The 18,667-nt window shown below is 75.3% G+C and carries 14 protein-coding genes; 4 read left to right on the top strand and 10 right to left on the bottom strand.

Annotated features, from left to right (window positions below; translation table 11 throughout):
* The first annotated feature begins 207 nt into the window (after positions 1-207).
* Both AYX06_RS02675 and AYX06_RS02680 read left to right on the top strand, forming a co-directional pair.
* Positions 208-1,284, top strand: a complete 1,077-nt coding sequence (locus AYX06_RS02675) for an alpha/beta fold hydrolase (RefSeq protein WP_062734213.1) — start codon at positions 208-210, stop codon at positions 1,282-1,284.
* Positions 1,281-2,396 carry a glycosyltransferase gene (locus AYX06_RS02680; RefSeq protein WP_062734215.1) on the top strand — a complete coding sequence of 372 codons (1,116 nt, stop codon included), beginning with the start codon at positions 1,281-1,283 and terminating at the stop codon, positions 2,394-2,396. Before AYX06_RS02675 ends, AYX06_RS02680 begins: the two co-directional genes overlap by 4 nt.
* Before the next feature lie 40 nt (positions 2,397-2,436).
* On the opposite strand, the gene AYX06_RS02685 is transcribed toward AYX06_RS02680, so the two are convergent.
* Positions 2,437-3,918, bottom strand: coding sequence for a glutamate-cysteine ligase family protein (locus tag AYX06_RS02685; RefSeq protein WP_062734217.1), 1,482 nt, complete (start codon positions 3,916-3,918; stop codon positions 2,437-2,439).
* Positions 3,919-4,032: 114 nt separating this feature from the next.
* Here AYX06_RS02685 and AYX06_RS02690 point away from each other — a divergent pair, with 114 nt between their 5' ends.
* Complete coding sequence (locus AYX06_RS02690; protein ID WP_062734220.1) at positions 4,033-5,430, top strand: class I adenylate-forming enzyme family protein; 1,398 nt, start codon at positions 4,033-4,035, stop codon at positions 5,428-5,430.
* Positions 5,411-6,595: a thiolase family protein gene (locus AYX06_RS02695; RefSeq protein WP_232319377.1), complete on the top strand. Its 1,185-nt coding sequence runs from the start codon at positions 5,411-5,413 to the stop codon at positions 6,593-6,595. Before AYX06_RS02690 ends, AYX06_RS02695 begins: the two co-directional genes overlap by 20 nt.
* Positions 6,596-6,726: 131 nt before the next feature.
* Here AYX06_RS02695 and AYX06_RS02700 read toward each other — a convergent pair whose 3' ends face one another.
* The 9 genes from AYX06_RS02700 to carA all read right to left on the bottom strand — a co-directional run bounded on the left by AYX06_RS02700 (position 6,727) and on the right by carA (position 18,649).
* Positions 6,727-8,841 (bottom strand): primosomal protein N', encoded by a 2,115-nt coding sequence (locus AYX06_RS02700; RefSeq protein ID WP_062734222.1) that lies wholly within the window; start codon positions 8,839-8,841, stop codon positions 6,727-6,729.
* Positions 8,842-8,843: 2 nt separating this feature from the next.
* Positions 8,844-10,049: a methionine adenosyltransferase gene (gene metK, locus AYX06_RS02705; protein WP_062734225.1), complete on the bottom strand. Its 1,206-nt coding sequence runs from the start codon at positions 10,047-10,049 to the stop codon at positions 8,844-8,846.
* A gap of 91 nt (positions 10,050-10,140) precedes the next feature.
* Complete coding sequence (gene coaBC, locus AYX06_RS02710; protein WP_062734227.1) at positions 10,141-11,367, bottom strand: bifunctional phosphopantothenoylcysteine decarboxylase/phosphopantothenate--cysteine ligase CoaBC; 1,227 nt, start codon at positions 11,365-11,367, stop codon at positions 10,141-10,143.
* Between the two features lie 34 nt (positions 11,368-11,401).
* Complete coding sequence (gene rpoZ, locus AYX06_RS19120) at positions 11,402-11,941, bottom strand: DNA-directed RNA polymerase subunit omega (RefSeq protein WP_084271411.1); 540 nt, start codon at positions 11,939-11,941, stop codon at positions 11,402-11,404.
* A 29-nt stretch (positions 11,942-11,970) separates the two neighbouring features.
* Complete coding sequence (gene gmk / locus AYX06_RS02720) at positions 11,971-12,564, bottom strand: guanylate kinase (RefSeq protein WP_062734229.1); 594 nt, start codon at positions 12,562-12,564, stop codon at positions 11,971-11,973.
* Positions 12,565-12,658: 94 nt separating this feature from the next.
* The gene (gene mihF, locus AYX06_RS02725; protein WP_062734231.1) at positions 12,659-12,973 is read right to left on the bottom strand and encodes an integration host factor, actinobacterial type; all 315 of its coding nucleotides are present in this window, start codon (positions 12,971-12,973) and stop codon (positions 12,659-12,661) included.
* 184 nt (positions 12,974-13,157) lie between these two features.
* Positions 13,158-14,087: an orotidine-5'-phosphate decarboxylase gene (gene pyrF, locus AYX06_RS02730; RefSeq protein ID WP_062734233.1), complete on the bottom strand. Its 930-nt coding sequence runs from the start codon at positions 14,085-14,087 to the stop codon at positions 13,158-13,160.
* Positions 14,080-17,400: a carbamoyl-phosphate synthase large subunit gene (carB, locus tag AYX06_RS02735; protein WP_062734235.1), complete on the bottom strand. Its 3,321-nt coding sequence runs from the start codon at positions 17,398-17,400 to the stop codon at positions 14,080-14,082. Before carB ends, pyrF begins: the two co-directional genes overlap by 8 nt.
* Before the next feature lies 1 nt (position 17,401).
* On the bottom strand, positions 17,402-18,649 hold the full coding sequence (gene carA / locus AYX06_RS02740) for a glutamine-hydrolyzing carbamoyl-phosphate synthase small subunit (RefSeq protein ID WP_062734238.1): 1,248 nt from the start codon (positions 18,647-18,649) through the stop codon (positions 17,402-17,404).
* Positions 18,650-18,667 lie beyond the last annotated feature (18 nt).

Here is an 18,667-nt window from a genome sequence, read left to right on the forward strand (position 1 = left end):
CGCCGCCGGCCCCGGAGCGGGCGGCGGGCGGTCGCGTGGGTGCACCCGGGCATCACAGGGACCCGGCGGTGCGCCGACGGTGGTGGAATCCGTCCCATCCTAGCCCAGCGGCCCCCGCGCCCGGCCCGCGAGCGCCCGGGGGCAGCCGCTAGCATCGACAGCGGGCCGGGGCGCACCGGGTGCTCGCGGGCCCTCAGGGAGGACATCATGGCGGCAGGGACCGGCGCGCGGGAGGCGGGGCCGGGCGAGGGGGTGCCGGGCAGTGCGGTGGAGAACCCGTACGCGGAGCGGCGCAGCGTGGTGCTGGACGGGTACAAGGTGCGCTACTGGTTCTACGACGTCGACCGGACGCCCAAGCCGCTGCTGGTGATGGTGCACGGGTTCCGGGGGGACCACCACGGGCTGCAGCTGCTGGCCGACCGGCTGCGCTCGCGGTACCACGTGGTGGTGCCGGACCTGCCGGGGTTCGGACGTTCGGAGCGTTTCCCGGACCGGCGCCACGACGTGGCCGGGTACGTGGACTTCCTGCGCCGTTTCGTGGAGGAGCTCACCGGCGGGGCGGTGCGCGACGGCGGGGACCGGCGCGGCATCGTGGTGCTGGGGCACTCGTTCGGGTCGGTGGTGGCCGCCCACTTCGCCGCGGCGCACCCGGGGATGGTGGAGCGGCTGGTGCTGGTCAACCCGATCTGTGAGCCGGCGCTGGAGGGCGGGCAGGCGCTGCTGAGCCGGCTGACGGTGGGCTACTACCGGCTGGGCCGGGTGCTGCCGCGGCGGCTGGGGCGGCGGCTGCTGTCGAGCTGGTGGGTGACGGATGCGATGACGGCGGTGATGACCACGTCGCGGGATCCGCGGGTGCGCGGCTACGTGCGCCACCAGCACCGGGCCTACTTCTCGGCGTTCGCCGACCGGGACGTGCTGCTGGAGGCCTACGAGACGTCGGTCTCGCACACGGTGGCGGAGGTGGCGATGCAGCTGGCGATGCCGACCCTGCTGGTGGTGGGGGCGGAGGACCCGCTGGGGTCCGTGGCGGCGCAGCGGCGGATGGCCTCGTGGGTGCCGCGGCACCGGCTGGAGGTGCTGGAGGGGGTGGGTCATCTGATCCACTACGAGGCGCCGGCGCGCACGGCGGAGCTGGTCCACGAGTTCCTGACCTCCCCGGCCCCGGAGCCGGTGGAGCTGCACGAGCAGCTGCCGGCGGCCGACCTGGCGGGCCCGGACACCGGGCCGTTCACCGCGCCGTTCACGGGGCTGCAGCGGATCGTGCGGCGGGGGCGGCGCCGGTGAGGCTGCTGATGGACGCCCGCTACACGCGGATCGGGCGGCACGACGGGATCAGCCGCTACGGGGCCGGGCTGATCGAGGCGATGGCCGGGCTGGCGGGGAGCACGGCGGACCTGCAGCTGGCGATGCTGGTGAGCGATCCGCGGCAGCTGGACATGCTGCCGGAGGTCCCGCACGTGCGGGGGCCCTCCCCGGTCTCGGCGGCGGAGGCCGCCACCGCGCTGGTGCTCAACCGGTACGCGCCGGACGTGGTGTTCTCGCCGATGCAGACCATGGGCTCGGCGGGACGGCGGCACGGGCTGATCCTGACCCTGCACGATCTCATCTACTACGACCACCCCACCCCGCCGGGGGACCTCCCCGCGGCGGTGCGCGCGGGCTGGCGGGCCTACCACCGGGCGTGGTGGCCGCAGCGGGTGCTGCTGGACCGCGCCGACGCCGTGGTCACCGTCTCGCGGACCACCCGGGAGCTCATGTCCGCCCACCAGCTCACCCGGCGTCCGGTGCACGTGGTGCCCAACGCCGCCCCGCCCGGGGCGGTGCTGGCCCCGGAGCAGGCCCTGGCGCGGCTGCCGCGGCGGGGCCGGCTGCTGCTCTACATGGGGTCGTTCCTGCCCTACAAGAACGTGGAGACCCTGGTGCGCGCGGCGGGGCGGCTGCCCGGGCACGAGCTGCACCTGCTCTCGCGCATTGCCCCCGCCCGGCGGGCGCAGCTGGAGGCCCTGGTGCCGGACGGGGCGCGCGTGGTGTTCCACGACGGGGTGGACGAGGCCGAGTACGCGGCCCTGCTGGGGCAGGCGGCGGCGCTGCTGACGGCGTCGCGGGCCGAGGGCTACGGGCTGCCCGTGGTCGAGGCGATGGCGGCCGGGACGCCGGTGGTGTGCAGCGACCTGCCGATCTTCCGGGAGGTCGCCGGGGAGGCCGCCGCCTACGCCGCGCCCGACGACGACGCCGGCTTCGCCGCGGCGGTCCGGGCGCTGGAGGACCCCGCCCGGGCCCGGGCGCAGGTGCTGGCCGGGCTTCAGCGGGCCCGGTCCTGGTCCTGGGCGGACTCCGCGCGGGAGCTGCTGGCCGTGGCCCGGGGCGTGCACGAGCGGCGCTCGACCCGCCGGTGAGGAGGGCCCGCCCCGGCCGGGTCCTCCTCGGCGGCCGGGTTCAGGGCAGCGGCCAGGTGTGCACGGGGTCGTTGTCGGCCATGTGCCGGGCGTAGCGGGCGAGCATGGCGCGCAGCGCGGTGGGCCGGTCGGCGCCCTGCGCCTCGAGGCGCTGGACCGCCTGCGTCTGCCAGGTCGCCCCGTTGACCCCGGCCACGCACCGGGCCTCGACGATGCCGAGGTAGCGCTCCCGGACCTCCGGGGCCACGCCCCACTCCTCCAGGCCCTGGTGCGCCAGGGGCAGCAGGTGGCGCAGCACGAGCTCGTCGACGCACAGCTCGCCGAAGCCGGGCCAGTACAGGCGGGCGTCGATCCCGTCCCGCGCCGCCCGGGCGAAGTTCTCCGCGCAGGCGGCGAAGCTCATCCGCGTCCACACCGGGCGCTCCTGCCGGGCCAGGACGCGCACCGCGCCGTAGTAGAACGCGGCGTTGGCCAGCACGTCGACGATCGTCGGTCCCGCCGGTAGCACCCGGTTCTCCACCCGCAGGTGCGGCACGCCGCCGACGACGTCGTAGATCGGGCGGTTCCACCGGTAGATCGTCCCGTTGTGCAGCCGCAGCTCGGCCAGGCGCGGGGCCCGTCCCGCCGCCAGCTCGGCGGCCGGGTCCTCGTCGGAGCAGTCGGCCAGCAGCGCCGGGAAGTAGCGGACGTTCTCCTCGAACAGGTCGAAGATCGAGGTGATCCAGCGCTCGCCGAAGAACACCCGCGGCCGCACCCCCTGGTTCTTCAGCTCGATCGGCCGGGTGTCGGTGGCCTGCTGGAACAGCGCGATCCGGGTCTCCGCGTGCAGGCGCCGGCCGAAGAAGTAGGGGCTGTTCGCGGCGAGCGCGACCTGCACGGCGGACAGCGCCTGGGCGGCGTTCCAGTGGGCGGCGAAGCCCGTGGGGGCGACCTGCAGGTGCAGCTGGACGCTGGTGCACGCCGACTCGGGGGCGATCGAGTCGCAGTAGGCGTCGACCCGCTCCCCGTCCGGTCCCTGGAGGTCCAGGCGGATGTCCTCGCCGCGGGCCACGAAGATCGAGTCGTTGAGCGCGCTGTAGCGGTTGTTGGCGCTGATCCACTCCCGCTGGTAGTGCTCGGGCCGGATCGTCGGGAGGATTCCGATGGCCATGATCCGCGAGCCGGTCTCCCGGGCGCGGGCGTCGGCGGCGTTGAGCGAGGCGCGCAGCTCCTCCTCGAGCTCGAGCGCGGCCCGTCCGGGCAGCGGGCGCGGGGGGACGTTGAGCTCGATGTTGTAGCGGGCGAGCTCGGTCTGGTAGCCGGGGTCGGCGATGGCGGCGAGGACCTCGGCGTTGTGGAAGGACGGCTCGAAGTGCTCGTCGACGAGGTTCAGCTCGATCTCCAGGCCCGTCATGGGCCGGTCGAACTCGAAGGAGCTGCGGTGCAGCATGAGCTCGAACACGTCGAGGTCCTGCCGCACCTTCTCCCGGTAGCGCTGGCGCTCCTCGCGCGTGTAGCTGCGGGACCGGACCTCTTCTCCCACGGTGACCTCCCCGGACGACGGCGGCGGCGCTGCCGCTCGGTCCCACCCCACCACACCGGCGGGCGCAGGCCAAGACCTCCGGGACCGTGACGGGCCGGGCCCTAGGATGAGGGGATGCCGTTCCTGGACCGTGTCTCGCACTGGGCCGGGCAGCGCCCGGACGAGCCCGCCGTGGTGTGCGGCCCCGAGCAGCTGAGCTGGGCGCGGCTGCGCGCCCGGGCCGCGGCGCTGGCCGCCTCGGGCGAACCCACGGGCCTCCTGCGGCAGGGCAACGGCGTGGACTTCGCCGTCCGGTGGGCGGCCGGGGTGGCCGAGGAGCGGGTGTGCGCCGTGCTGGACCCCCTCGAGCCGCAGCAGCGCGCCGAGGAGGTGCGTCGGCGCCTGGCGGCCCGGCTGCCCGCGGCCCCCGCCCCGGCGCGGCTGCGCGACGGGGACCCGGGCTCCGCCTTTCTGATCGGCCTGACCTCGGGCACCACCGCCGTGCCCAAGGCCTTCAGCCGCAGCCGCCGCTCCTGGCAGCGCTCCTTCGAGGTCTCCACCGGATGCTTCGGCCTGCGTCCCGGGGACCGCGTGCTGGCCCCGGGGCCGCTGTCGGCGAGCCTGAACCTCTACACGCTCTCCGAGTGCCTCTGGGCCGGGGCCGCCTTCCACACCCTGCCGCGCCTGGACGTCGCCGCCGCCCACGCGGAGATCACCGGCCGGGGCGTCACCCGCCTGGTCGGCGTGCCCGCCGTGCTGCGGGTCCTCGCGGAGCGCGGCGTCACCGCCGGCGCCGACGCCGGCGGGCTCAGCGCGGTCCTCAGCGCCGGGCAGGCCCTGGACGCGCGCACGCTGGAGGCGGTGCGCCGCTGGGCCCCCGGGGCGACCGTCTGGGAGTACTACGGCGCCGCCGAGCTCGGCTTCGTGGCCGCCCGCCGGCGCCGCCCCGGGGAGCCCGCCGCGCCGGCCGGCACCGGGGTGGGCGCGGCCTTTCCCGGGGTGGCGCTGGCCGTCCTCGACGACGCCGGCCACCCCGTGCCGGAGGGGGTGCCCGGCACCGTGTGCGTGCGCTCCGAGCTGGTCTGCGACGGCTACCTGTGGGGCGACGACGGCCGGGCCCTCGGCGAGCTCGGCGGCATGGCCACGGTGCGGGACCAGGGCGCCCTGCGCGGCGGGCAGCTGCACGTGCTGGGGCGGCTCTCGGACATGGTCGTCACCGGCGGGCACAACGTCTACCCGCAGGAGGTCGAGGCCGTCCTGGCCGCGGTGCCCGGAGTGGCCGACGCGGTGGTGACCGGGGTGCCGGACGCCTCCCACGGGCAGCGGGTGCTGGCCGGCATCGTCCCCGGCCCCGGCGGGGTGCGCCCGGCCCGGCTGCGGGAGGCCGCGGCGGCGCGGCTGGGCCCGCCCCAGCGCCCCCGGCAATACGTCGAGCTCGGCGAGCTGCCCCTCACCGGCCACGGCAAGCTCAGCCGCCGGCTGCTGCGGGACTGGGTCCTGGACGGAGACCGCCGTGTCCGGCCGCTGGGCTGAGCCCGCCGTCGGGGCGGCCGCTCCCCTGCTGCTGCTGGGTCGGCGCACGCCCCTGGCCCGCGCCGGGACCCTGCTCGCCGACGTGCCCGTGCACCGGCTCCTGGCCCCGGTGCTGCGCCGCCTCGTGGAGGACTCCGGTGCGGACCCCGGGCAGATCTGCGACGTGGTGGTCGGCAACGCCGTGGGCGCCGGCGGCAACCTCGCCCGGCTTGCCGCCCTCGAGGCCGGTCTGCCGCTGTCCGTGCCGGGGCTGACCGTGGACCGGCAGTGCGGCTCGGGCCTGGACGCCGTGGTGCTGGCCTGCCGGCTCGCGCGGGCGGGCGCCGGAGCAGCCTTCCTGGCCGGCGGTGCGGAGAGCATCAGCACCGCGCCGCTGCGCGGACACCGGCGGGCGGACGGCGGCGTGGAGTTCTTCCGCCGGGCCCGCTTCGCCCCCGAGCACCTGGGCGACCCTGACATGGGACCGGCCGCGGAGACGGTCGCCGGGGAGCACGGGATCGGCCGGGACCGGCAGGACGCCTACGCCCTGCGCAGCCACCGGCGGGCGCTGGCCGCCGCGGGCGAGGGTAGGTTCGACGACGAGCTGGTCGCGGTGGCCGGTCCGCACGGGACCGTGGGCGCCGACAACGGCCCGCGGCCGCGGCTGGACGCGGCCCTGCTGGCCCGCTTCCCCGCCGCCTTCGCCCGCGGCGGGACCGTGACGGCCGGCAACTCCTGCGCCGACGCGGACGGGGCGGCCGCCGTCCTGGTCGCCCTCCCGGCCGCGGCACGGGAGCTGGGCCTGCGCACCGGGCTCGCCTTCCGCGGCGCGGCGACCGTGGGCGTGGACCCGGCCCGGCTGGGGCTGGGCGCGGCCGTGGCCGCCCAGGAGCTGCTGCGCGCCCAGGGCGTGGCCGCCGACCGGCTGGCCGCGGTGGAGTTCAACGAGGCCTTCGCCGGACAGGTGCTGGCCTGCACCGACCTGCTCGGGGTGGACGAGGAGGTGCTCAACGCCGACGGCGGCGCCCTGGCCCTCGGGCACGCCTACGGGGCCTCCGGAGCGGTGTCCGTGGTCCGCCTGCTCGCGCGGGCCCGGGACCTGCCGGAGGGCAGCCTGCTGCTGGCGATGATCAGCTCCGCCGGCGGCATCGGCACCGCCGCACTGTTCGAGAAGCGCGCGCTGTGACCGGACCCGGCCGGACCCGCGCCGGAACGACGCGCGCCGGAGCGGACCGGCACCGGAACAGGTCCGAGCGAGAACAGGTCAGCGCGAAGCAGGCCGGCGCCGGAGCAGGACAGCGCTAGAGCAGGACAGCGCTAGAGCAGGTCGGTGACGTCGCAGCGCACGTGCACCGGCGGGTGCTTGCGCAGCGCGGAGGCCTGGGCCCGGGTCGCCCGCAGCCGCCGGGTCACCTCCCCGGCCACGCCGTAGCCGAAGAACAGCAGCGCCCGGTGCGGGGCCGGCTCCCCGTCCGGGCCCGCCACGTGGTCCTCCAGCGGGGTGGGCCCGATCACCCGCACCGCGGCCGGCAGCTCGAGGTCGGCCAGGAACGCCGCGACCGCCGCCGCCGGCCCGGTCAGCGCCGCCGAGCGCACCGCCGGGGGCAGCCCCAGGGACTGGCGCTCCACCAGCTCGCGTTCGGCGTGGCCGGCCGGGTCCCAGCGCACGAACGCCCCCACGGCGCTCTCGTGCTCGGCGGTGACCACCACGACCCCGCCGTCCCGGGCCCGGCGCACCAGCGCCGCGGCGTTGAACCACCGGCGCAGCGTCTGCTCGGCCGCGCGCAGGGCCGGGCGCATGAGCATCTGGTTGCCGTCCAGCAGCAGCGCCGCCGCGTAGCCGCCCTCCGCCACCGGCTCGGCCCCCGGGGTGGCCACCACCAGGGCCGGGCTGCCGGGCACCTCCGCGCGCACCGCCTCCCCGGAGGAGGCGACGACGGGCACCTGGGGGAAGGCCCGCCCCAGCTCCTCGGCCGTGCGCAGCGCCCCGACGGTGACCAGGCGCATCCGCCGGGACCCGCACGCGGCGCAGGCCCAGGAGTGCGCCGAGCGCCCGCACCACCCGCAGCGGGGCACCCCGCGCCGGGACACCACCCCGAGCGGGCCGTCGCAGGCGGTGCAGCGGGCCGGCTCCCGGCAGCGCTCGCAGGCCAGGTGCGGGGCGTAGCCGGCGCGGGCCACCTGCACCAGGACCGGGCCCCGCTCCAGGCCCTCCCGGGCCGCCCGGTAGGCCGTCTCGGGCAGCCGGGCGCGGGAGGCCAGCGGGTCCCGGGCGGCGTGGAAGGAGTCGGCGGTCGAGACGATCCGCGGCATGTGCACCCGCAGCACCTCCCGTGCCGGGGCCAGCCGCCGGGCCCAGCCGGAGGCCACGAGCCGCTGGGCCTCGGGGCTGACGGCGTGCCCGGCGAACAGGGCCGCGCAGCCGCTGCGCCCGGCCCGCAGCAGCAGCACGTCGCGCACGTGCTGGTAGGGGGCGCGCTGCTCCACGAGGTTCTCGTCGCCGTCGTCGAAGCAGGCCACGAGCCCGAGGTCGTCCACGGGCGCGTAGGCGGCCGACCGGGTGCCCAGGACCACCCGGACCTGGCCCGTGGCGGCGGCGAGGAACGCCCGGTAGCGCGGGGTGGGCCCGTCCTCGGCGTGCAGGCGCACCAGGTGCTCGGCCCCGATCTCGTCCACCACCGAGCGCTCCAGCCGGGCCAGCGCCTTCTGGTCGGCCACGACCGCGACCGCCCCGCGGCCGGCCCGCCAGGCGGCGCCGATGGCGGCCGCCAGCACGTCCGTCCAGTCGTGGGCGGGATGGGCGGGCAGCACCTCCACGACGGCGCGCGGGGCGCCCCCGGCGCCGAGCTCGGCCAGGAACTCCGGCCCGCCCGCGTAGTCGGCCAGGGCGGCGTCGTGCGAGGGCCCGGGCGCGTGCGGGGACAGACCGGTCGAGTGCCCCGGCGCCTCCGCCAGGCGCTGCTCGACCTCCTTCTCCACCCGGGCGACCCGCGGCGGGACCGCCAGCCGCACGACGTCGGCGGTGGTGCCGGCCGCGCGCGCGGCGATGTCCTCGGCGAGCAGGGCGATCTCGGGGGTCAGCACGGGCAGCGGGGACAGCACCCGGCGCAGGGGCTGGATCCGGGCCATCACCTCCGAGTCGGCGGCCCGCTCGAGCACGTAGCCGGTCAGCTCCTGGCCCGCGAAGCCGACCTTCACCCGGGCTCCGGGCACCGCCGTGGCCGCCAGTTCGGCGGGCACGGCGTAGTCGAAGGGCCGGTCCAGGTGGGGGACGTGGGTGTCCAGCAGCACCCGGGCCACGGGGTCGGGGTCGGCCAGCAGCGCCGCGCCCACGCCCTTGGTGTCCGGCCGCGGCGGGCGCGGCGGGAAGCCCGAGAGGAGCGACAGCTGCCGCGGGGCCTCCGCGGCGGCCTCGGCGTCCTCCCGGGTCATGCTCAGAGCCCGGCGGCCGACCGCAGGTCCGCGACGCGGTCGGTGCGCTCCCAGGTGAACTCGGGCTCGGTCCGGCCGAAGTGCCCGTGCGCGGCGGTGCGCGCGTAGATCGGGCGCTTGAGGTCGAGGTCCTCGATGATCGCCAGCGGGCGCAGGTCGAAGACCTCGTCCACGGCCCGCTCGATCCGCAGCGGGTCCACGTGCGCGGTGCCGAAGGTCTCCACGTAGAGCCCCACCGGGGCGGCGCGCCCGATCGCGTAGGCGACCTGCACCTCCACGCGGTCGGCGAGACCGGCGGCCACGACGTTCTTGGCGACCCAGCGCATCGCGTAGGCCGCGGAGCGGTCGACCTTCGAGGGGTCCTTGCCGGAGAAGGCCCCGCCGCCGTGGCGGGCCATGCCCCCGTAGGTGTCCACGATGATCTTGCGCCCGGTCAGCCCGGCGTCGCCCACCGGACCGCCGCGCACGAAGTTGCCGGCCGGGTTGATGATCAGCTTGGTGGCGGACAGGTCCAGGCCGGTCTCCTCGAGCACGGGCCCGATGACGCACTGGCGCAGGTCCGAGGCCAGCTGGTCGAGGTCGTAGCCCTCCACGTGCTGGGCGGAGACCACCACGGTGTCCACGGCGACCGGGCGGTGGCCGTCGTAGCCGAGGGTGACCTGGGTCTTGCCGTCGGGGCGCAGGCCCGGCAGCACCGCGGTCTTGCGGACCCGGGTGAGCTGCTCGGAGAGGCGGTGGGCGATGAAGATCGGCGCCGGCATCAGCACCTCGGTCTCGTCGGAGGCGTAGCCGAACATGATGCCCTGGTCCCCGGCGCCCTGGGCGTCCCGGGCGTCGCGGGCGGTGCCCTCACGGACCTCGAGGGACTGGAAGACGCCCTCGTAGATCTCCGGGGACTGCTCGCCCACGCTGATGGACACCCCGCAGAACTCCCCGTCGAAGCCGTGCACCGAGGAGTTGTAGCCGATGTCCAGCAGCGTCTTGCGCACCACGTTGGGGATCTCGACGTAGCCCCGGGTCTTCACCTCCCCGGCCACGTGGACCAGCCCGGTGGTCACCATCGTCTCGACCGCCACGGAGGACTCGGGGTCCTGGCGCAGCAGGTCGTCGAGGATCGAGTCGCTGATCTGGTCGCAGATCTTGTCGGGGTGGCCCTCCGTGACGGACTCGGAGGTGAACAGTCTCAGGTGCTGGGTCGTCTCGCTCACGGGAGACCACACTACCGTCCGCCCCGGACGGCACAGCGCGCCCGCCCGGGCCCGGCCGCACCGGGGCGCGGCCGGGCGGGCCGGGGGCGGTTCAGCCGCGGACGCCGGCCAGCTCCTGCGCGATCCGCTGCACGAGACCGCGGGCGACCTCCTCCTTGGGCCCCTCGAGCACCTGCTCCGGGCCCCCGGCGGCGCTGAGCACAGTGAGGGAGGTGGTGTCCTGGCCGAAGACCAGGTTCTCGCCCACGTGGTTGACGGCCAGCAGGTCGCAGCCCTTGCGTGCGAGCTTCCGCCGCCCGAACGTCAGCGGGTCGGCCTCGGCGTCGCCGGTCTCGGCGGCGAAGCCCACGAGCAGCTGGCGGCGCCGGGCGGTGTTGCGCAGGTCCACGAGCTCGCGCAGGACGTCGGGGTTGCGCACCAGCTGGAGCACCGGGTCGGTGCCGTCCTCGGCCTTCTTCAGCTTCGCGTCGGCCACCCGGGCCGGGCGGTAGTCGGCCACCGCGGCGGCCATCACGACCACGTCGGCCCGCGCGGCCGCCCGCACGCACGCCCGGCGCAGCTGCTCGGCGGTGCCGGCGTGGACGACCTCCACCCCGGCCGGGACCGGGGTCTCGAGGTGGGCGGCCACCAGGGTGACCTCCGCCCCGGCGTCGCGGGCGGCGGCGGCGATCGCCACGCCCTGCTTGCCGGAGGAGCGGTTGCCGAGGAAGCGGACCGGGTCCAGCGGCTCCCGGGTGCCGCCGGCGCTGACCAGCACCCGGGCGCCCGCCAGGGGCCCCTCGGGCGTCTGCCCGCGCCGGGCCAGGCGCAGCGCGGCGGCGTGGATGTCCTCCGGCTCGGGCAGCCGGCCGGGCCCGGAGTCGCGGCCGGTCAGCCGGCCCACGGCGGGCTCCAGGACGGTGTGCCCGTGCCCGCGCAGGGCGGCCACGTTGGCCTGGACGGCCGGGTGCAGCCACATCTCGGTGTGCATGGCCGGGGCGAAGAGCACCGGGGCGCGGGTGGCCAGCAGCGTGGTGGTCAGCAGGTCGTCGGCCAGACCGTGCGCCGCGCGCGCGAGCAGGTCGGCGGTCGCGGGGGCGACGACGACGAGGTCGGCGCTCTGCCCCTGGTGGACGTGGTTGACCTCGTCCACCCGCTCGAACACCCCCGTGCTGACGCGCTGGCCGGACAGGGCCTCCCAGGTGGGGGCGCCCACGAAGCGCAGGGCGGACTCGGTGGGCACGGGCACGACCGTGTGGCCGCCCTCGGTGAACAGCCGCAGCAGCAGCGCGGCCTTGTAGGCGGCGATGCCCCCGCCGATGCCGAGGACGACCTTCACGCCGTGCCGCCCCGCCGGACGGGCCGGGGGCGGCTCACAGGTCCTGGAGGTCCCCGGGCTCCCGCCCCGGCTCCTCCGGGGCGGCGTCGGCGGCGTCACCGGCGCCGTTGACCGGGTTGTCCTCGCCGCTGCCGGGCAGGTCGCCCAGCGGCTCGAGCGGGGTGCTGGACTCGCCCGCGGAGAAGTCCACGGTCGCGTCGTCGGAGAACGCCGTGCCGGTGGAGAAGTCCTCCTCCGTGCCCTGGGCGAAGAAGTCGGCGCCGAAGACGTCGGCGGCGAGGTCCGCCTCGGTGGTGAGCTGGCCGTTCTCGGCGAAGCCGGCGTGCTCGACCGGGCGGCCCTCGATCAGGCCCGCGTCGATCTCGCGGAAGGAGATGGACAGCGGCTTCTCGTTGAGCTGCGTGTCGACGAGCGGACCGACGTACTCGAACAGCCCCTCGTGCAGCTGCGAGTAGTAGGCATTGATCTGCCGGGCACGCCGGGCGCCGAAGATCACGAGTCCGTACTTGGAGTCGGACTTCTTCAGCAGGGCGTCGATCGGCGGGTTGATGATGCCTTCGGTGTGGGTAGACAAGCTGTTGCTCCAAACGCGGTGGACGGGTATCAGGATGCCTGCTCGGGGTCGGCCCCCATGAGCTGCACGAGTTCGGCGGCGGCCCGCTCGACGCTGTCGTTGACGACGGTGTGGTCGAACTCCGGCTCTGCCGCGAGCTCCAGTTTAGCGGTTTCGAGCCGGACCCGCTGTTCCTCGGGCGTCTCGGTGCCCCGGCCGACCAGCCGGGCGACCATCTCGTCCCAGCTGGGCGGGGCCAGGAAGACGAAGTTGGCCTCCGGCATGGTGCTGCGGATCTGGCGCGCCCCCTGCAGGTCGATCTCCAGCAGCACGCAGCGCCCGCCCGCCAGCGCCTGCTCCACGGTGGAGCGCAGCGTGCCGTAGCGGTGGGAGTTGTGCACCACCGCCCACTCCAGCAGCTGCCCGTCCCGGGCCAGGGCGTCGAACTGCTCGTCGGAGACGAAGAAGTAGTGCACCCCGTCGACCTCTCCCGGGCGCGGGGCGCGGGTGGTCGCCGACACGGACAGCCACACCTGCGGATAGTGGTCCCGGACGTAGGTCGAGACCGTGCCCTTGCCCACGGCCGTGGGTCCGGCGAGCACGGTCAGGGACGGGCGCGCGGGGCGGGGCGCGTCGGGAGTCACGGGCAACCTCCTGGGAACGGGGTGGGGAACACCCCAATCTACCGGATCGAGCCCGTCCCCCGGCGCCCGCTCCCCCGGCGCCCGCCGGGCGGGCTCAGCGGTCGAGGTACTCGATGAGGGCCTTGCGCTGGTGCACGCCGAGCCCGCGCAGCCGCCGCGTGCGGGCGATGCCGATCTCCTCCATGATGGCGGCCGAGCGGACCTTCCCGATCCCCGGGGTGGACTCGAGCAGGTCGGAGACCTTCAGCCGGCTCACGGCCTCCTCCTGGTCGGCGCGCTCGAGGATCTGGGCCACCGTCATCCGGCGTTCGCGCAGCCCCTTCTTCACGTCGGCGCGCGCCGTCCGTGCCCGGGTGGCCTTCTCCCGCGCGGCGGCTCGCTCGTCGTCGGTCAGCGGACGCAGTGCCATGTGGTTCCTCCTCGTCGCCACGGACTGCAGCCTCCGTCCCGCAGCAGGACGGCCAGCCCGTTTGCTAAAGAAACTACATGATTAACAATCCACCGCAAGGCGACACGACCGGGGCGTGACCAGGGGTGTCGTCGCCTCCGGCCCCCGTCGGGAGTCCGCCGGGAGCCGGAGGGACCGCTGCCGCTCAGCCCAGGGCCGCCGCCAGCTCCCCCGCGGAGCGCTCGATGGCCTCCCGCAGGGCGGGCACGGACGGGCCGCGGCGCAGGATCGCCCGGCTCGAGGTGGCCAGCACCTGCCCGGCAGCGGCACCGAACACGGCCGGGAGGTCCTCGGCGCGGGCGCCCTGGGCCCCGTAGCCGGGAGCCAGCAACGGCCCGCGGACCCCGGCCAGGTCGATGCCCAGCTGCGCCAGGGCGTCGCCGACCGTGGCGCCGACCACCAGCCCGCACGGGCCCAGGCCGGTGCGGGGCGCGGCGGCGGTGCCGGCAGGGGGCTCGGCACCGCCCGCGCCGGCGAGCACCCGGGCGTTCTCCGCCGCGGCCGCCGAGCACACGGCCCGGGCCACCGACCCGGCGCCCCCGACGTGCTGCACGGAGCGCCCCTCCGGGTTGGAGGTGAGCGCGAGCACGAACGTGCCGCGGCCCGTGCGCGCGGCCAGGTCCAGGGCCGGGCGCAGCGACTCGAAGCCGAGGTAGGGGCTCAGGGTCACGGCGTCCGCCGCGAGCGGGGACCCCTCCTCCAGCCACGCGGCGGCGTAGGCCTCCATCGTGGAGCCGATGTCCCCGCGCTTGGCGTCGGCCACCGTGAGCAGCCCCGCGGCGCGGGCCCGGCCGAGCAGCTCCTCGAGCACGGCGAAGCCCGCGGCCCCGTAGGACTCGTAGAGGGCCACCTGCGGCTTCACGGCCGCGGCCCGGCCGGCGGCGGCCTCGAGCACCGTCAGGGAGAAGCGGCGCAGCCCCTCCGCGGTGCGGGGCAGCCCCCACGCCTCGAGCAGCCCCGGGTGCGGGTCGATGCCCACGCACAGCGGGCCGTGGGCGTCCATCGCCCGGGCCAGCCGCGCCCCGAAGGGGGCGCGGCCGGGTGCCGGGAGCTGCGCGCCCGGGTGCTCAGGCACCGACGACCTCGGGCTCGGCCGGGGCGGTGAGGGCGTGCAGCCGCTGCTCGTGCTCCTGCAGGCTGGTCACGTCCCAGGTGTAGGCCCGCAGCGCGGTGACCGCCTGGAGGGCGGCCCCGAGCACGGAGACGGTCGTCATCAGCGGCACGCCCACGCTCGTGGCCGCCGCCCGGATCTCGTAGCCGTCCCCGCGCGCGGCGCCGCCGGCGGGGGTGTTGAAGATCAGGTCGATCTCCCCGTCGCCGATGAGGTCCACGATGGTCCGCTCCCCGGGGGCCGTCTCGCTGATCTTGCGGACCACGGTGGACTCGATGCCGTTGCGCCGCAGCACCTGCGCCGTGCCGCTGGTGGCCAGGATCTCGAAGCCGAGGTCGCGGAACATCCGGACGTAGGCGATCGAGGAGCGCTTGTCCTTGTTCGCCACGGAGACGAACATCCGCCCCGACGTCGGCAGGGACACGTTGGCCGCGGCCTGGGCCTTGGCGAAGGCCGTGTCGAAGTACTTGTCCAGGCCCATGACCTCGCCGGTGGAGCGCATCTCCGGACCGAGCAGGGAGTCCACCACGGCGCCCTCGGCGGTGCGGAACCGGGCGAAGGGCAGCACGGCCTCCTTCACGGCCACCGGGGCCGAGGCCGGCAGGGTGGACCCGTCCAGCCGCTCCGGCAGGTGCCCGTGGGCGCGCAGCTCGGCGATGGTCGTGCCGGTGCCGATCAGGGCGGCGGCCTTGGCCAGCTGCACGCCCGTGGCCTTGGAGACGAACGGGACCGTGCGGGAGGCGCGCGGGTTGGCCTCGATGACGTAGAGGACGTCGGAGGCCACGGCGAACTGGATGTTGATGAGCCCGCGCACGCCCACGCCCCGGGCGATCGCCAGGGTGGCCTCGCGCACCCGCGCGACGACGTCCGGGCCCAGCGTGATCGAGGGCAGGGTGCACGCGGAGTCCCCGGAGTGGATCCCGGCCTCCTCGATGTGCTCCATGACGCCGCCGACGTAGAGCTCCTCGCCGTCGTAGAGGGCGTCCACGTCGATCTCGATCGCGTCCTCGAGGAACTTGTCGATCAGCGCCGGCCGGGAGGAGGAGACCTCCGTGGCGTTCTGCAGGTACCGGGCCAGGGCCGGCTCGTCGTAGACGATCTCCATGCCGCGCCCGCCGAGCACGTAGGAGGGGCGCACGAGCACCGGGTAGCCGATCTCGTCGGCGATCCGCTTGGCGTCCTCGAAGGTCGAGGCGGTGCCGTTCTTGGGCTGGCGCAGCCCGGCCTCCCCGAGCACCCGGGCGAACTCGCCGCGGTCCTCGGCCAGGTCGATGGCCTCCGGGGTGGTGCCCAGGATCGGCACGCCCGCGGCCTTGAGCTGGGCGGCCAGCTTGAGCGGGGTCTGCCCGCCCAGCTGCACGAACACCCCGAGCAGTCCGCCGGTGCGCCGCTCGGTCTCCACGACCTCCATGACGTCCTCGAAGGTGAGCGGCTCGAAGTACAGCCGGGTGGAGACGTCGTAGTCGGTGGAGACGGTCTCCGGGTTGCAGTTGACCATCACCGTCTCGTGGCCGGCGGCGCGCAGGGCCATCGAGGCGTGCACGCAGGAGTAGTCGAACTCGATGCCCTGCCCGATCCGGTTCGGGCCCGAGCCGAGGATCATGATGGAGGGCTGCTCGTGCCGGCCGACCTCCGACTCCTCGTCGTAGGAGGAGTAGTGGTACGGGGTGAAGGCCTCGAACTCCGCCGCGCAGGTGTCCACGGTCTTGAACACCGGGCGGATGCCCAGGGCGTGGCGCACCCCGCGGACCACGGCCTCGTCCAGGTGGGCCAGCTCGCCGATCTGCCGGTCGGAGAAGCCGTGCCGCTTGGCCAGGCGCAGGGTGCGCTCGCTCAGGTCGCCGTCCTCGACCACCGCGGCGGCGACCTCGTTGAGCAGCACCAGCTGGTCGAGGAACCACGGGTCGATGCCGGTGGCCTCGTAGAGCCGCTCCGCGGACGCCCCGGCCAGCAGGGCCTGCTGGACCTGCCGGATCCGCTCCGTGGTCGGGGTGCGGGTGGCCTCGACCAGGCGGTCCAGGGCGGCGGCGTCGAGCTCGGGGCGCACGAAGGAGAAGGAGGAGCCCTTCTGCTCCAGGGAGCGCATGGCCTTCTGCAGGGCCTCGGTGAAGTTGCGCCCGATCGCCATGGCCTCCCCCACCGACTTCATGGTGGTCGTCAGCGTGGGGTCCGCCGCGGGGAACTTCTCGAACGCGAAGCGCGGGACCTTCACGACGACGTAGTCCAGCGTCGGCTCGAAGGAGGCCGGGGTCTTGCGGGTGATGTCGTTGGGGATCTCGTCCAGGGTGTAGCCCAGCGACAGCTTCGTGGCGATCTTGGCGATCGGGAAACCGGTGGCCTTGGAGGCCAGGGCGGAGGAGCGGGAGACCCGCGGGTTCATCTCGATGACCACCACGCGGCCGGTGTCCGGCTCGATCGCGAACTGGATGTTGCACCCGCCGGTGTCCACCCCGACCTCGCGGATCACGGCGATCGCGATGTCGCGCAGGTTCTGGTACTCGCGGTCGGTCAGCGTCATGGCCGGGGCCACGGTGATGGAGTCGCCGGTGTGCACGCCCACCGGGTCGAAGTTCTCGATGGAGCACACGACCACCACGTTGTCGTGCTTGTCGCGCATCATCTCCAGCTCGTACTCCTTCCAGCCGAGGATGGACTCCTCCAGGAGCACCTCGGAGGTCGGGCTGTACTGGATGCCGGCGCCGGCGATGCGGTGCAGGTCCTCCTCGTCGTAGGCCATGCCCGAGCCGAGCCCGCCCATGGTGAAGGACGGGCGCACGACCATGGGGTAGCCGAGCTCGTCGGCCGCGGCGAGGGCCTCGGCCATGGAGTGCACGATGACCGAGCGGGCGGACTCGGCGCCGCAGCGCTCCACGACGCCCTTGAACTTCTCCCGGTCCTCACCGAGGTTGATCGCCTCGACGTTGGCGCCGATCAGCTCGACCCCGTACTTCTCGAGCACGCCGTTGGCGTCGAGGGCGATCGCGGTGTTCAGCGCCGTCTGCCCGCCCAGGGTGGGCAGCAGCGCGTCCGGGCGCTCCTTGGCGATGATCTTCTCGACCACCTCCGGGGTGATGGGCTCCACGTAGGTCGCGTCGGCGAACTCGGGGTCGGTCATGATCGTCGCCGGGTTGGAGTTGACGAGGATGACCCGCAGCCCCTCCTCCCGGAGCACCCGCAGCGCCTGCGTGCCCGAGTAGTCGAACTCCGCGGCCTGGCCGATGACGATCGGCCCCGAGCCGATGACCAGAACGCTGTTCAGATCTGTCCTGCGCGGCATGTCAGTGCTGCCCTTCCGTGCTGGCGTCCCGGTCCGGCCGCGCGCCCTGCGCGCCGCCGGGGACGGCGTTGTCGATGGTCGGGTCGGCGCTGCCGTCCCGGTGGCTGTCCATGAGCTCGATGAACCGGCCGAAGAGGTAGGAGGCGTCGTGCGGGCCGGCGGCGGCCTCGGGGTGGTACTGCACCGAGAACGCCGGCAGGTCGCGGCAGTTGAGGCCCTCGACCACGTCGTCGTTGAGGCACACGTGGCTGACCTCCACGCGCCCGAACTCCTCCAGCGGCGCCGTGACCGGGCCCTCGAGCGGGGCGTCCACGGCGAAGCCGTGGTTGTGCGCGGTGATCTCCACGCGCCCGGTCCGGCGGTCGAGCACCGGCTGGTTGATCCCGCGGTGGCCGAAGACCAGCTTGTAGGTGCCGAAGCCCAGGGCCCGGCCCAGCAGCTGGTTGCCGAAGCAGATGCCGAAGAACGGGATCCCGGCGCGCAGCACCTGGCGCAGGGTCTCCACCTGGCGTTCGGCGGTGGCCGGGTCGCCGGGGCCGTTGGAGAAGAACACTCCGCGCGGGCGCAGGGCCCGGATCTGCTCGAAGGTCGTGTCCGCCGGCACCACGTGCACCCGCACGCCGCGCTCGGCGAACCGGTGCGGGGTCATGGACTTGATGCCGAGGTCCACGGCCACGAGCTCGTGCCGGACCTCCCCCTCCCAGCCGTGCTCGGCGGGCTCCACCACGTAGGCCTCGGTCACCGAGACCGTCTCGGCGAGCCTGCGGCCCTCCATCCGCTCGGCCGCGGCCACCGCGGCCACGAGCTCCGGCTCGGGCCGGAGGGCGGCGTCCCCGGAGAAGATGCCGCCGCGCATCGCGCCGCGGTCGCGCAGGTGGCGGGTGACCGCCCGGGTGTCGACGTCCTGGATGCCGACGACGCCCTGGGCGCGCAGCTGCTCGTCGAGGGAGCCCTCGGAGCGCCAGTTGGACGGGCGGCGGGCGGCGTCGCGCACCACGTAGCCGGACACCCAGATCCGGCGGGACTCGGCGTCGGCGGCGTTGACGCCGGTGTTGCCGATGTGCGGGGCGGTCTGCACGACCAGCTGGCCGGCGTAGGAGGGGTCGGTGATGGTCTCCTGGTAGCCGGTCATGCCGGTGGAGAAGACCGCCTCGCCGAGGGCGGTGCCGAGGGCGCCGTAGGCGCGGCCGCGGAAGACGCGGCCGTCCTCCAGCACCAGCACGGCGGGTTCGGTGGTGATCGAGCTCAAGGTCGTCCTCACGTTCGT

It is taken from the genome of Kocuria turfanensis (assembly GCF_001580365.1).
GTDB lineage: Bacteria > Actinomycetota > Actinomycetes > Actinomycetales > Micrococcaceae > Kocuria > Kocuria turfanensis.

What these genes read in the sequence shown, in the direction of transcription:
- AYX06_RS02675 (WP_062734213.1), top strand. Translation starts at nt 208, where the DNA reads ATGGCGGCAGGGACCGGCGCGCGGGAGGCGGGGCCGGGCGAGGGGGTG.
- AYX06_RS02690 (WP_062734220.1), top strand. Translation starts at nt 4,033, where the DNA reads ATGCCGTTCCTGGACCGTGTCTCGCACTGGGCCGGGCAGCGCCCGGAC.
- AYX06_RS02700 (WP_062734222.1), bottom strand. Translation starts at nt 8,841, where the DNA reads ATGACCCGGGAGGACGCCGAGGCCGCCGCGGAGGCCCCGCGGCAGCTG.
- mihF (WP_062734231.1), bottom strand. Translation starts at nt 12,973, where the DNA reads ATGGCACTGCGTCCGCTGACCGACGACGAGCGAGCCGCCGCGCGGGAG.
- carB (WP_062734235.1), bottom strand. Translation starts at nt 17,400, where the DNA reads ATGCCGCGCAGGACAGATCTGAACAGCGTTCTGGTCATCGGCTCGGGG.